This is a genomic window from Methylobacterium sp. TK26 (genome assembly GCF_055361565.1).
Genome location: NZ_CM143965.1, coordinates 4,148,072 through 4,161,684, shown reverse-complemented (window position 1 = coordinate 4,161,684; position 13,613 = coordinate 4,148,072). Strand labels below are relative to the sequence as shown.

The window sequence follows — 13,613 nt, the reverse complement described above, 5'->3', positions numbered from 1 at the left end:
CGAGAGAACGCCATGTCCGCTTCCCCCGCCATCCAGTCCGAGCCCTTCGACACCGTCGCGGTGACGAAAGCCGCCGGCCAGGCCGCCAAGCGCCTCAGCGACGAGGCCATCCGTCGTGTCCGCGCCCGCGTCATCGGCGCCGACGGCAAGATCGACACCGCCAAGCTCGAAGCCCAGCAGCACGCCGCCCACGGCCTCGCGTGGCTCGCGACCTATGCCGAGGCCGTGCGCGAACTCGGCGACTACGCCGAGCGACTGACGGAATCCGGCCAGTTCGGCGAGACCGAGGACCTGCTCGTGCGCATCGGCGCGGGCGAGTATCTCGACCAGATGTTCTCGGCCATCCCGATGAGCCAGGGCGAGATGGTGCGCCCGGTCAGCTCCCTCGGCCTGTCGGCCAAGGAGGTCGCGGAGTTCCGCACCGAGGCGGTCGAGAGCCTGATCGCCGAGGGCAACACCGCCGAGAACCGCGCCGCCCTCGTCCTGCGGATGCGCGACGGCAGCGGCAGCGCCACGGTGGGCGTCTCGGGCCTCGACGAGGACATGGAGGCGATCCGCTCCGAGATGCGCCGCTTCGGCAAGGCCGAGGTCGCCGACCACGCCCACGAGTGGCACCTGCAGAACGCCTACATTCCGATGTCGGTGGTCGAGAAGATGGCCGAACTCGGCGTGTTCGGCCTGACGATCCCCGAGGAATACGGCGGCATGGGCATGCCGAAGGCCGCGATGTGCGTGGTCTCGGAGGAACTGTCCCGCGCCTATATCGGCGTCGGCTCGCTGGGCACCCGCTCCGAGATCGCCGCCGAGCTGATCCTGTGCGGCGGCACCGAGGAGCAGAAGCATCGCTTCCTGCCCAAGATCGCCAGCGGCGACATCCTGCCCACCGCCGTCTTCACCGAGCCGAACACCGGCTCCGACCTCGCCTCGCTGCGCACCCGCGCGGTGAAGGAGGGCGATACCTGGAAGATCACCGGCAACAAGACCTGGATCACCCACCCCGTCCGCGCCGACATCATGACCGTGCTGGTGCGCACGAAGCCGGAGGAGAAGGGCCACAGGGGCCTCTCCCTCCTCATCGCCGAGAAGCCGCGCGGCACCGACGAGGATCCCTTCCCCGTCGAGGGCCTGTCCGGCGGCGAGATCGAGGTGCTCGGCTACCGGGGCATGAAGGAATACGAGCTGGCCTTCGAGAACTTCTCCGTCCCGGCGGCGAACCTGCTCGGGGAGGTCGAGGGCAAGGGCTTCACCCAGCTCATGCAGACCTTCGAATCGGCCCGCATCCAGACCGCCGCCCGCGCCATCGGCGTCGCCCAGGCGGCGCTGGATGTCGGCCTGCGCTACGCCGAGGAGCGCGTGCAGTTCGGCAAGGCGCTGGTGAACTTCCCCCGCGTCTCCGACAAGCTCGCGATGATGGCGGTCGAGATCAACATCGCCCGGCAGCTCACCTACTTCTCCGCCCGGCGGAAGGATGAGGAGCGGCGCTGCGATCTCGAAGCCGGCATGGCCAAGCTCCTCGGCGCCCGCGTCGCCTGGGCGGCGGCGGACAACGCCCTCCAGATCCACGGCGGCAACGGCTTCGCCCTGGAATACCCGGTGAGCCGCATCCTCTGCGACGCCCGCATCCTCTCGATCTTCGAGGGCGCGGCCGAGATCCAGGCCCAGGTCATCGCCCGCCGCCTGCTCGACGCGGCGTAAAAGGCTTGTCCGAAGGCCGGGCGGCACCAAGCCGCCCGGTCTTTTTTTATTTCGTGATCTTCACGGAGACCGGATCGCTCGACGGGAAGGTCTCTTCGAGGGCGTCGTCGAGACGCTCGTTCAACTTCTCCTGCTTGTTTTCCGGATTCTGCTTGTCGCCCGGCTTGGCGCTGTCCTGCTGGAAGCCGGCCTGATCGGGCTTTGTCTTGTCGTCGGCCATCGCGGTTTCCTTCGCGTGGGAAATGCACCCAGGCGGGTGCGAGTGCCCATCCAACGCGAAGCGCCGCCGGTGTTTCCGAAAGCGGCGCCGACTTTTCCGGCCCCCTCCCCCCAGCCTCCATGCGATCGCCTCCTCAAGGACGGTTGCGCGGTCGCGTGCCTAAGCCGGCGTTGCGTCGCACAAACCGAACAGCGCTGCAGGGGGGATCACAAAGCTTTTGGCAGCGCTGCCATCAGACTTTATGAGCCGTCACGCTTGCGGCACATCGAGTAATCTGTGTAATCGCGGCGTTTCGCTTCACCTCGGGCGACTATAGGCCCATCGGCTCCTGCCGGTGGATTCAGTCAGGGCGCGATCCGCGAGGGGTGAGGTCTATAGGCCGAAACCTATTGCCGCCCTGCCCCGGCCCGACATCGGGCCGAATGGCAGGATAGGTTCTTCGATGAGCCCGATTGACTTTTATTGCATCGCAACATAAATCGATGTCGTCAACGGCGAACCGAGGGTTCGCGCCCGCTGTCATTCTGGCTGGAGACCCCCATGCAGACCCCGAACCTCGAGATCCCGAACGAGATGCGCGATTTCGCCGAGAAGAGCGTGGATCAGGCCCGCACCGCCGTCGGCACCATGATGGCCAACGCCATCAAGGCCAGCGAGCAGATGCAGACGGCCGGTCACACCTTCCAGTCGACGTTCACCGCCGCCATCGCGAAGGGTTTCGACCACGCCCAGAACAACGCGAACGCCGCGTTCGACTACGCTCAGAAGCTGGTCCGCACCCGCGACATGCGCGAGGCCTTCGAGCTGCAGTCCGAGTTCGTCCGCAGCCAGTTCGCCACGCTTCAGTCGCAGGCGAAGGAGTTCGGCTCGCTGGCCCAGAACGCCGCGCGCTGATCGCCTGAGCTTACACGGCGCGTCCCCGCCCGGGGGCGCGCCCGATGCCGCCCGGCCCTCCTGAGCGCGATGCCGCCGAGGATCTCCCGCGATGTCCAAGCCGCGCCGACCGCGATACCGGAGACAGGGCGTGACGCCCGCCCCGGCTCCGCTCGAACCGCCCGCCGACATTCTTCCCGCACCGGTTGAGGAAGTCGCCGCCGTGCCGGCCGCCGCGATCCCGGCGCCCTCGCCCCGCCTGCTCGACGCGGAATCCTTCGGCACCACGGTGATGAACTACGTCATCGGTGAGGGCGAGGCTTTCGCGGCCCATCTTCGCGCCCTGGCGGGTGCCCGCTCCATGGCCGATGTCGTCCGCCTGCAGATCGGCGAGTTCCAGCGCGCCGCCGACTCGACCCTGACCTGCTGGGGCGTGCTGACGGTCTCCGCGAGCCGGTCCTTCGCCGCGCGCTGACACTCGCATTGCGCGAGCTAGAAACAGTCACCTCAACCTAGAGTGCGCTTCCCCTGTCGCTTCGGGGCAACAACGGTGCCCGGAACGAACCTGTGATGGAAAGCATCGGTTAACCATCGCGCTCCTATTGCCTATCGAGGCGCATGGGAAACGACATGGTCCGATGCTTGGCCGCGCGCATTTGATCCGCTCCGCATTCCTCGGCCTGGCCGCCGTCCTGGCCCTGGCCGTGCCCCTGCGCGCTCAGGACAGCGAGCGTGGGTCGGCCATCGCCATCGGCGCCGACCTGTCGAGCCAGGGCAACCAGAGCAAGCTCACCCTCACCCTGTCGCGGCCGGTCGATGCCCGCGCCTTCGTGATGGAGCGGCCCGACCGCGTGGTGATCGACCTGCCCGAGGTCAACTTCCAATTGGATTCGGATTCCGGCCGTCGGCGCGATGGCGTGGTGCAATCCTTCCGCTATGGCCTGTTCGCGCCGGGCCGCTCGCGCATCGTCATCGACCTCGCCGCCCCCGCCACCGTGGGCCGGATCGACACCGTCACCCGCCCCCGCGACGGGGCGGTTCTCATGACGATCCCGCTGCAAAAGGTGGATCGCGACGCGTTCCGCAAGGCCGCCGCCTCCGCCGACCCCCGGCCCGCCCCGGCGCCCTCGGCGGCCGCGACGACCACCGACCCGCGCCCGCTCATCGTCATCGATGCCGGGCATGGCGGCACCGATCCCGGCGCCATCGCCACGACGGGCGTGTTCGAGAAGGACATCGTGTTCGGCTTCGCGCAGGATCTCGCGGGCAAGCTGAACGCCGCCGGCCGCTACCGGGTGCAGATGACCCGTGATCGCGACGTGTTCGTGCCCCTCAACGAGCGCGTGCGCATCGCCCGCGAGGCCAAGGCCGACCTGTTCATCTCGATCCACGCGGATTCGATCTCGTCGGCGCCGCAGGTGCGCGGGGCGACGATCTACACCGGCTCCGAGAAGGCGACCGACGCCGAATCGGCCAAGCTCGCCGAGCGCGAGAACCGCGCCGACGCCGCCGCCGGCGCGGAAGCCGCCGAGGCCGCGCCGGACATCGCCGACATCCTGCAGGAACTGACGTTGCGCGAGACGCGCGGCTTCTCGTCGGGCTTCGCGCGCAACCTCATGGGCCAGCTCGGCCCCGTGATGGAGATGAGCACCAAGCCCCACCGCGAAGCCCGCTTCGTGGTGCTGCGCTCCCCCGACGTGCCGAGCGTACTGGTGGAACTCGGCTACCTGTCGAGCAAGCGCGATCTGGAGAAGCTGCAGGACCCCGAATGGCGCGCCGGGGTCACGGGGTCGATGGCGAAGGCCGTCGATCAATTCTTTGCAACCCGCACGAGTATCGGTAAGCCGGGCACCGGGACGCGCCGGTCGGCCGCCATCGCCCCAGTTTCACCATAGATACGGTGTGGATACGGGGCGTTCGGATGCCCCGGCACGCGAGGTTGCAAAGCGGCTCCTCGCGGGGCTCCTGAGGGCAGCGTCCGGGAGCCGATTGCGCCGAGAATCGGTGCATCTCCGGGCTGGCGGCGAGCGGAAAACCGGATGCGTCTGATCCTTCGTTTCTTCGGGATTCTGTTCAGTGCCGGCGCGGTGCTGTTCTGCGTCGGTGCCGTGGTGGCCGGCTACTTCTACTGGAAGTACAGCCAGGACCTGCCCGACCACGCCGCGCTCGCCAACTACGAGCCCCCGGTGATGACCCGCGTCCACGCGGCGGACGGCTCGCTGCTGGCCGAATATGCCCGCGAGCGCCGGTTGTACCTGCCGATCCAGGCGATGCCGAAGATCGTCGTGGCGGCTTTCCTCTCGGCCGAGGACAAGAACTTCTACAAGCACGGCGGCATCGACCCCGAGGGCATCGTCCGTGCGATCCTGACCAACGCCAAGAGCGGCAAGAAGCAGGGCGCCTCCACCATCACGCAGCAGGTGGCCAAGAACTTCCTGCTCTCGGCGGAGCAGACCTACGACCGCAAGATCAAGGAGGCCCTCGTCGCCCTGCGCATCGAGGCCGCCTACTCGAAGGACAAGATCCTCGAACTCTACCTGAACGAGATCTTCCTCGGCACCATCGTGCCGGGCCGGAACCTGCACGGCGTCGCCGCCGCCGCGCTCGATTATTTCGGCAAGTCCGTCCACGAATTGACGATCAACGAGGCGGCCTATCTCGCCGCGCTGCCGAAGGGGCCGAACAACTACCACCCCTACCGCAAGACCCAGGCGGCGCTGGACCGGCGCAACGAGATCATCCGCCTGATGCGGGAGAACGGCTACATCACCCGCGAGGAGGAGGAGAACGCCAAGAAGCAGCCGCTCGGCGTGAACCCCCGCGTGGCCTTCCCGAACGGCTCCATCGCCAACTACTTCACCGAGGAGGTCCGCCGCGAGATCTCCGAGCGCTACGGCGAGAAGAAGCTCTACGAGGGCGGCCTCTCCGTGCGCACCACCCTCGATCCGAAGATGCAGGCCTGGGCGCGCAAGGCGCTGGTGGACGGCCTCGTGCGCTATGATCAGGCGCATGGCTGGCACGGCCCGGCGAACCATGTCGATCTGACCGGCCGCGATTGGGGGCAGGCCGCCTCCGAGGTGCCGGCGCTGGGCGACGTCGCCCCCTGGCGTCTCGCCGTGGTGCTGGGCTCCGGCGCGAGCGGCATCCAGGTGGGGCTCCAGCCCCGCCGCGAGGCCTCCGGCCAGATCTCCAAGGATCGCGAGACCGGCGTGATCACCCCCGAGGGGATGCGCTGGGCCGGGCGGCCGAACCTGCGGCCGGGCGACATGGTCTATGTCGAGGCCATGGATGGCGGGCGCAACCAGTACCGCCTGCGCCAGCGGCCGGAGGTCTCCGGCGGCATCGTCGCCATGGACCCGAACACCGGCCGCGTGCACGCGATGGTCGGCGGCTTCTCCTACGACGAATCCGAGTTCAACCGCGCCACCCAGGCGATGCGCCAGCCCGGTTCGTCGTTCAAGCCGATCGTCTATTCGGCGGCTTTGGACAACGGCTACACCCCCTCCTCCATCGTGCTCGACACGCCGATCACCATCGAGGCCGGCCCCGGCCAGGAGGCGTGGACGCCCTCGAACTACGACGGCAAGTCCGGCGGCCCGCACACCCTGCGCTACGGCATCGAGCATTCGAAGAACCTGATGACGGTGCGGCTCGCCAAGGATGTCGGCATGCCGCTCATCGCGGAGTACGCCCGCCGCTTCGGCGTCTACGACGACCTGCTGCCGGTGCTGCCGATGTCGCTCGGCGCGGGCGAGACGACGGTGATGCGCATGGTCACCGCCTATTCGATGCTCGCCAATGGCGGGCGCCGCATCCGCCCGACGCTCATCGACCGGATCCAGGACCGGATCGGCGAGACGATCTACCGGCACGACAACCGCAAATGCGTCGGCTGCGACGCGGAGAAGTGGTCGGGCCAGGACGAGCCGAAACTGGTGGACGATTCCGAGCAGGTGCTCGATCCGCTCACCGCCTACCAGATGGTCTCGATCATGGAGGGCGTCGTCCAGCGGGGCACCGCCACGATCCTGAAGCAGATCGGCAAGCCGCTGGCCGGCAAGACCGGCACCACCAACGACGCGAAGGATGCGTGGTTCGTGGGCTTCTCCCCCGACCTCGCGGTGGGCATCTACATCGGCTACGACAAGCCGCGCTCGCTGGGCGACCGGGCGACCGGCGGCGGCCTCGCGGGCCCCATCGCCCTGGACTTCCTGAAGCAGGCGCTGAAGGACAAGCCGCCGACGCCGTTCCGCGTGCCGCCGGGCATCAAGCTGATCCGCGTCAACCTCGCCTCCGGCACCCGCGCCGGCTCGGGCGAAGGGGCCGGCACGATCCTCGAAGCGTTCAAGCCGGGCACCGCCCCGCCGGACGCCTACGTGGCCCCGGCCAGCAGCGCCCCCGCCGCCGCCGCGCCGAACGCCGACGCGGCCGCCCAGGCGGGTGGGGTGTACTGAGCTTCCCCTCCCCTCTCGCCGCCGACGGCGAGAGGGGACGATGCGACCTCAGAAGAACGCCTGCAATCCCGTCTGCGCCCGTCCGAGGATCAGGGCGTGGACGTCGTGGGTGCCCTCGTAGGTGTTCACCGTTTCGAGGTTCTGGGCGTGCCGCATCACGTGGTACTCGCCCATGATGCCGTTGCCGCCGTGCATGTCACGGGCGACGCGGGCGATGTCGAGCGCCTTGCCGCAATTGTTGCGCTTGATCAGGCTGATCATCTCCGGCGCCATCTTGTGCTCGTCCATCAGGCGCCCGACCCGCAGCGAGGCCTGGAGGCCCAGCGTGATCTCGGTCTGCATGTCGGCGAGCTTCTTCTGGACGAGCTGCGTCTGCGCCAGGGGGCGACCGAACTGCTTGCGCTCCAGCGTGTAGTCCCGCGCCCGGCGCCAGCAATCCTCCGCCGCGCCCATGACGCCCCAGGAGATGCCGTAGCGCGCCCGGTTGAGGCAGCCGAACGGACCCTTCAGGCCGGAGACGTTCGGCAGCAGCGCGTCCTCCCCGACCTCGACGTCCTCCATGACGATCTCGCCCGTGGTGGAGGCGCGCAATGAGAGCTTGCCCTTGATGGTCGGCGCCGAGAGGCCCTTCATCCCCTTTTCGAGGATGAAGCCGCGGATGGCGTCGTCGTGCGCCTCCGACTTCGCCCAGACGACGAACACGTCCGCGAAGGGCGCGTTCGAAATCCACATCTTGGCGCCCGACAGGCGGTAGCCGTCCGCCGTCCGCACCGCCTTGGTCGTCATGCCCGCCGGGTCCGAACCCGCATCCGGCTCGGTGAGGCCGAAGCAGCCGATCCACTCGCCCGAGGCGAGCTTCGGCAGGTACTTCCGGCGCTGCTCCTCCGAGCCGTAGGCATGGATCGGGTACATCACGAGGGAGGATTGCACGCTCATCATCGAGCGGTAGCCGGAATCGACCGATTCCACCGCCCGCGCCACCAGCCCGTAGGCGACGTAGCTCGCGCCCGCGCAGCCGTATTCCTCCGGCAGGGTCACGCCGAGGAGGCCGCGCTCGCCCATCTCGCGGAACAGGCCGGGATCGGTCTTCTCGTTCGCGTAGGCCTCGACAATGCCGGGCAGCAGCCGCTCGCGGGCGAAATCCTGCGCGGCGTCGCGGATGGCGCGCTCGTCCTCGGTCAGCTGCTCGTCGAGCAGGAACGGGTCGTCCCAGACGAAGCGCGCGGAGGGCGGGGCGGAGGGGGAGGCGCTGCCCGGGGGGCGCATCGGGGCGTTCATGGGTTCCTCGCAGGGTCGCGCGGGTCTCGTGGCCCGCTGTCGTGGGCCCAACCTAAACCCCTGCCGCCCGGCGTCCAACGCGACGGGTGACGCGCCGCCCTTCCCGTCAGGCCTTGCCGTCAGGCCTTGCCGAGGACGGTGAGCCAGAACAGTGCCGAGAGCGGCGCCATCAGCGTCGAGACCAGCACCGAGGCCGCGATCATGCCCATCTCGGTCTTGTAGCGCGCGGCCATCAGGTAGGCGTTGATGCCCACCGGCATGGCGGCGAACAGCGTCGCCACCCCCGCATAGGCGGGCGGCATGGAGAAGACGTGGAAGGCGAGCAGCCAGACCGCGAGGGGATGCAGGATGTTCTTGAGCAGCGCGATGACCACCGCGCCCTTCAGATCGAACAGTACCTTGTACCGCTTCAGCCCCGCCCCAAGGGCGACGAGGGCGCAGGTGGAGGCCGTGCCGGCGAAGGACTCGATCAGCGCCTTCGGGATGCCCGAGGGGGTGATGCCCGTCGCCTTCAGCACCATGCCGACGATCAGGGCGACGAAGATCGGGTTCTTCAGCAGCACCAGGACGAGGCCCCGCAGGCGCGCGAGGATCGGCTTGTCAGAATCCGATTCGATGAGGAACGTGGCGCTGCCCATCATTAGGGGCAGGTGGACGGCGAGCAGCATGAACAGGGGAAAGGCCCCCTCCTCGCCATAGGCCTGCAGGATCATCGGCACGCCGACGAACACCGTGTTCGATTGGCTCGCCGCGAAGCCGTGCAGGATCGCGCCCCGCCGCTCCACCCCGGCCCGCCGCTTGGCGATGAGCGTGCCGATGAGCCACGACAGGGCCGCGCCGCCGAAATACGACACCCAGTACGACCACGCGATCTCGCCGCTCATCCCCGGCCGGGTCAGCGTCGCGACGATCAGCGCGGGCACCGCCACCGCGAAGACGTATTCCGAGAGCCCGTCGCTCACCTTGTCGGAGATCAGCCCCGTCAGCGCGGCGCCCCAGCCGATCAGGACGATCCCGAAGATCGGGGCAATGATGGTGAGGGCGTTCACGGATCCGGCAATCTGGCGCGGGCTCGACAGCGAGCTTTGCCGGCGCATAGCACGGCGATGCGCCGGCCAGACCCTCGAAGAACGCAGGGTAGACTTCGCAGTACAACCTACGGGGCCCTTGACCGCTCTTCGGCACCGGCTCCATATTTTCGGAGCGGCCCGAGGCGGCTTTCACCGCCCCGGACCTTCTTGTCGGTGATTACCCGAGCTTAACGCGGAGGATCAGATGCCAGCTGGTCCTCCGCACTCGTCTCACCACCACAAGAACGCTGATCCGTGGCAGGAACCACATCTCGGCGTCTCCGAATGACCGAGCGATGCCGTCGCCCGCAGGCACCCGGCGGCTCACCGGGCACGGGATCTGGACATCCTGGCGTTTCCGCTCGATCACGCTAATTGCTTTGCATATGAATGTAATCCGCTCAAGGGATCGAGGCCTTGAGCGTATAGTTCTTGAGTATTTTCAATTCTACGTTTGTTGTTATTATGGAAATACTCTTGGCGGTTGTTTGCGCCGGCCTTACTTCTTTTCGAGCACCTTCAGCGGGTCCGTCCGCTGGCTGGGGCTCGGCTCCTTTGTGAGGTTCTGCCCGTCCTGGCCCTCGACGCCGGCCGACTTGGCCGTGCCCTTTCCGCCGACGCCGGTGTCGCCGGTATTCTGGCCGGGCACCACGCCCGTCGCGAGTTCGAGGCAGGTGATCATCTCGACATAGGACGGGTAGCCGCCGGCCTTGAACTGCGCCTCGCATTGCCGCTTCGCGGCCGGCGCGTAGGAGCTCCAATGCTTCTCGGCCTGGCTCTTGGCGTCCTTCTCGGAGCGCAGGCAGCCCTCGTAGCTCGCCTTGTCGTTGACGCCGGGATCCGCGACCTGGGACGACCGGCAGGTCTTCTCCACGTCGAGGTCGGGCACCGTGTCGGCCTGGGCGTGGGCGGCGAAGCCCAGGAGCAGGAACGCGGCGGGGAGAAGCGGTCTCATCGGGTGTCTCGCGGGCTAGGGGCGCCGGGCGCCGTGGCGGATGTGCGCGACAACGCGCCAGCCCGCCTTTCGGCACCAGCGGCGATCCATCACCCCGCGTGCGCGGCCCCCAGGGCGGCGTCGAGGTCGCGGTAGAGGTCGTCCGGGGCCTCGATCCCCGTCGAGAGGCGCAGGAGGTCCGGCGGGCACGGGCTGTCCGGCCCCTCCACCGAGGCACGGTGCTCGATCAGGCTCTCGACGCCGCCGAGCGACGTCGCCCGCTTCCACAGCCGCACCCGCGCGGCGGTGGCGATGGCCGCCGCCTCGCCGCCCGCGACCCGCAGCGACAGCATGAAGCCGAACCCGTCGTTCATCTGGCGGGCGGCCACGGCATGGCCGGGATCGCCCGGCAGGCCGGGATAGAGGACATGCGTCACATGGGGATGCCCCTGGAACCGCGCGGCCAGGTTCGCCGCGCCGGCCGATTGCGCCGCCGCCCGCAGGTGGAACGTGCGCAGGGAGCGCATCAGCAGGTAGGCCTCGAACGGACCGAGGATGCCGCCGCTGCCGGCGCGGATGCCGGCGATCCGCTCCCAGAACGCATCCGCCTTCGCCCCCATGAGGGCGCCGGCCACGACGTCGGAATGGCCGTTCAGGATCTTGGTGGCCGAATGCATCACGATGTCGGCGCCGAGGTCGAGGGGGCGCGTGTGGAACGGCGAGGCGGCGGTGGAATCCACCGCGAGCCGCGCGCCGGCTTCGTGGGCGAGGGCCGCGGCGGCGGCGATGTCGGTGACGGTCCAGAGCGGGTTGCCGGGCGTCTCGATCCAGACGAGCTTCGTCGCGCCGGGGCGGATGGCGGCCTTCAGGCCATCGAGATCGTCGGTGCCGACGAAATCCACCGTGATGCCGCGCCGGGGCATCTCGGCGCGCAGCCAGCGCTTCAGGGCCCAGTACATCACGTGGCTCGCGACCACGTGGTCGCCGGGCTCGAGGGCGCCGAACACGGCGGTCGCCGCCGCCATGCCCGAGCCGAACAGCATGGCCCCCGCCTGCGCGCCCTCCAGCATGGCGAGCACCGCTTCCGCCTCGCGGACGGTGGCGTTGTCGGGCCGGGCATAGGAGAAGCCCGAGGAATAGCCGTTGTCCGGGTCGCGGATGAAGGTCGTCGCCACGTGCAGCGGCATCACCACGGCGCGGGTGGTCGGGTCGACATGGCCCATCGCCTGCGCGGCGAGGCTCCGCCGCGAGAAATCCACCGCTTGCGCGTCGTCCGGCATGCCACCCGGCGCCTCTGATGCGTTAGTGCCTGACATCCGATTTGTCCTGCCCGATCCGCGCCCGCGCTGACACGATGGCGGGGCCGCCGCAACCCATGCCAACCGACGAGCCGCCATGACAGCCGCCACCCATGTCCCGGAAGGCCCCGCCCTGCGGCCCTGGCTGCGCCTCGCCTGCGCGGTGGTGCCGGTCGCCGCGACGGCGTTCATCGGCTCGGTCTCGACCCAGGCCGAGATCGGCGGCTGGTATGCCGGGCTCAACAAGCCGTGGTTCAACCCGCCCGACTGGGTGTTCCCCGTCGCCTGGACCGTGCTCTACGCCATGATCGCCGTGTCGCTGTGGAGGCTCCTCGGGGCGCGCCCGCTCACCGGGCCGAGCCGCGAGGGCTGGCGGCTGGCGCTCGCCGCCTTCCTCGTCCAGATGGCCCTGAACGCGGCCTGGACGCCAGTCTTCTTCAGCGCCCACGCCATCGGCCTCGGGCTGATCGTCGTCGCGGCGCTGCTCGTAATGGTGCTGTGGACGATCCGCCTGACGTGGCGGTTCGACCGGGCGGCGGCGTGGCTCCTGGTGCCCTATGCCTGCTGGGTCGCCTTCGCGACGATCCTGAACGCGGCGGTGCTGCGCCTCAATTGAGGGGCGTCGGCTTCACCCGCCGGCTTGCTCGTGCGATTCCTCGCCCGCCGGCTTGCCGTCGTCGCGGGCGCGGTGAAGCAGGAAGATCGCGAAGACCATCACGATGATCAGGCCGGCGAGCACGCCGAGCTCGATCATCGCCGCCTGAAACAGCGCATACTTCTCCGGCGTCATGTCCTTCGCGTGGGTAAGTTCGGAGGATTGCAGGGTGATGACCAGCACCCGCCGGATCGAGGCGATCAGCCCGACGATCAGGAACGGCTCGACGGTGAGCTTGCCCGACCGCATCGAGACCCGCACCGTGTGCAGGATCTCGATGATCATCAGCAGGAACAGCAGCCGGTCCACCACCTCGAGGATCTGGTCCGCCCCGCCGAGCGAGCGCAGGGCGCCCCAGGTCAGGACCACCGCCTCGGTGAGCGCGGCCAGGGCTGTAAGGGCCAAGAGCAGGCCGAGCGCCGCGTAGATCGCGTGCTCGGTGTGCAGGAAGATGAAGCTCGCGGCCCGCGTCAGGCGGCCCTGATCCTGGTTCTCGTCCCGCTCGGGCATGACATTCCCCCGTCTTGAGTGGGTGTAGAGCGCAGCCGTTCGAAGGGAATACCGGGCTCAGTGCAGGAACGGCAGGCTGTGCGGCGCGAGGTAGCCGAAGGCGAGCAGCGCCGCACCCGCGATACCGAGCGCCCCGCCCGCGAAGACCAGGGCGGCGATGCCGGTGATGACCTCGGCGGAGGCGAGCACGATGCCGATCTGGAAGGCGGCCGAGGCCAGTTCGTAATGGTGGTAGCGCAGCAGCGAGAGGTCGCGGCGCTCCTCGGCGAGCTTGGCCCTGGCGGTGAGTTCCTTGCGGCCATCGCCGGTGGCGGGCTCCGAATCGTAGCGGGCGAGGGTCTTCGCCCATTCGGCGCGCTTGGCCTGGATCGCCTCCTGGCTCGTGCCGGGGGGCAGGAGGGCGACCGCCTCGTCGGCGGTGCGGATCACCGTCATGCGGATCGTCCGCGCCTGGAAGAACGCCCAGAGATTCGACGCCTCGACGTTGGAGCCCAGCGCCTCCGTCTGCGACGCCTTGCCGAGGGTTTCGCTGAAGGCCAGGAACAGGGCCAGCACCGAGATCAGCAGCGCCACGCGCTTGTTCGAGCTTCCCCCCGACCCGTGACCACCCGACATGCCCGTACTCC

At 68.8% G+C, this 13,613-nt stretch carries 13 protein-coding genes; 6 read left to right on the top strand and 7 right to left on the bottom strand.

The window, feature by feature from the left end:
- The first annotated feature begins 12 nt into the window (after positions 1 to 12).
- Positions 13 to 1,695: an acyl-CoA dehydrogenase family protein gene (locus tag ACXJ1Y_RS20265; protein ID WP_463847887.1), complete on the top strand. Its 1,683-nt coding sequence runs from the start codon at positions 13 to 15 to the stop codon at positions 1,693 to 1,695.
- Between the two features lie 46 nt (positions 1,696 to 1,741).
- Here ACXJ1Y_RS20265 and ACXJ1Y_RS20260 read toward each other — a convergent pair whose 3' ends face one another.
- Entirely contained in the window at positions 1,742 to 1,915 is a 174-nt protein-coding gene (locus ACXJ1Y_RS20260; RefSeq protein WP_342162777.1) for a hypothetical protein, read from the bottom strand.
- Positions 1,916 to 2,455: 540 nt separating this feature from the next.
- Here ACXJ1Y_RS20260 and ACXJ1Y_RS20255 point away from each other — a divergent pair.
- From ACXJ1Y_RS20255 to ACXJ1Y_RS20240, 4 genes are all read left to right on the top strand, one after another.
- A complete protein-coding gene (locus ACXJ1Y_RS20255; protein WP_463847886.1) occupies positions 2,456 to 2,809 on the top strand; it encodes a phasin in 354 nt (117 codons plus the stop codon).
- 130 nt (positions 2,810 to 2,939) lie between these two features.
- A complete protein-coding gene (locus tag ACXJ1Y_RS20250; protein WP_463847885.1) occupies positions 2,940 to 3,263 on the top strand; it encodes a hypothetical protein in 324 nt (107 codons plus the stop codon).
- Positions 3,264 to 3,426: 163 nt separating this feature from the next.
- Positions 3,427 to 4,683: an N-acetylmuramoyl-L-alanine amidase gene (locus tag ACXJ1Y_RS20245; RefSeq protein WP_463847884.1), complete on the top strand. Its 1,257-nt coding sequence runs from the start codon at positions 3,427 to 3,429 to the stop codon at positions 4,681 to 4,683.
- 144 nt (positions 4,684 to 4,827) lie between these two features.
- A complete protein-coding gene (locus tag ACXJ1Y_RS20240) occupies positions 4,828 to 7,242 on the top strand; it encodes a penicillin-binding protein 1A (protein ID WP_463847883.1) in 2,415 nt (804 codons plus the stop codon).
- Positions 7,243 to 7,290: 48 nt separating this feature from the next.
- Here the strand turns inward: ACXJ1Y_RS20240 and ACXJ1Y_RS20235 are convergent, their stop codons facing one another.
- From ACXJ1Y_RS20235 to ACXJ1Y_RS20220, 4 genes are all read right to left on the bottom strand, one after another.
- Entirely contained in the window at positions 7,291 to 8,520 is a 1,230-nt protein-coding gene (locus ACXJ1Y_RS20235; RefSeq protein WP_463847882.1) for an acyl-CoA dehydrogenase, read from the bottom strand.
- 119 nt (positions 8,521 to 8,639) lie between these two features.
- Complete coding sequence (locus ACXJ1Y_RS20230; RefSeq protein WP_463847881.1) at positions 8,640 to 9,569, bottom strand: AEC family transporter; 930 nt, start codon at positions 9,567 to 9,569, stop codon at positions 8,640 to 8,642.
- 520 nt (positions 9,570 to 10,089) lie between these two features.
- Entirely contained in the window at positions 10,090 to 10,545 is a 456-nt protein-coding gene (locus tag ACXJ1Y_RS20225) for a hypothetical protein (protein WP_463847880.1), read from the bottom strand.
- A gap of 89 nt (positions 10,546 to 10,634) precedes the next feature.
- A complete protein-coding gene (locus tag ACXJ1Y_RS20220) occupies positions 10,635 to 11,804 on the bottom strand; it encodes a trans-sulfuration enzyme family protein (protein WP_463847879.1) in 1,170 nt (389 codons plus the stop codon).
- Between the two features lie 115 nt (positions 11,805 to 11,919).
- Between ACXJ1Y_RS20220 and ACXJ1Y_RS20215 the strand changes: the two genes are divergently transcribed.
- Positions 11,920 to 12,438 (top strand): TspO/MBR family protein, encoded by a 519-nt coding sequence (locus ACXJ1Y_RS20215; RefSeq protein ID WP_463847878.1) that lies wholly within the window; start codon positions 11,920 to 11,922, stop codon positions 12,436 to 12,438.
- A gap of 12 nt (positions 12,439 to 12,450) precedes the next feature.
- Here ACXJ1Y_RS20215 and ACXJ1Y_RS20210 read toward each other — a convergent pair whose 3' ends face one another.
- On the bottom strand, positions 12,451 to 12,987 hold the full coding sequence (locus tag ACXJ1Y_RS20210; RefSeq protein ID WP_463847877.1) for a phosphate-starvation-inducible PsiE family protein: 537 nt from the start codon (positions 12,985 to 12,987) through the stop codon (positions 12,451 to 12,453).
- A gap of 57 nt (positions 12,988 to 13,044) precedes the next feature.
- On the bottom strand, positions 13,045 to 13,602 hold the full coding sequence (locus tag ACXJ1Y_RS20205) for a DUF4337 domain-containing protein (protein ID WP_463847876.1): 558 nt from the start codon (positions 13,600 to 13,602) through the stop codon (positions 13,045 to 13,047).
- Positions 13,603 to 13,613: the final 11 nt, after the last annotated feature.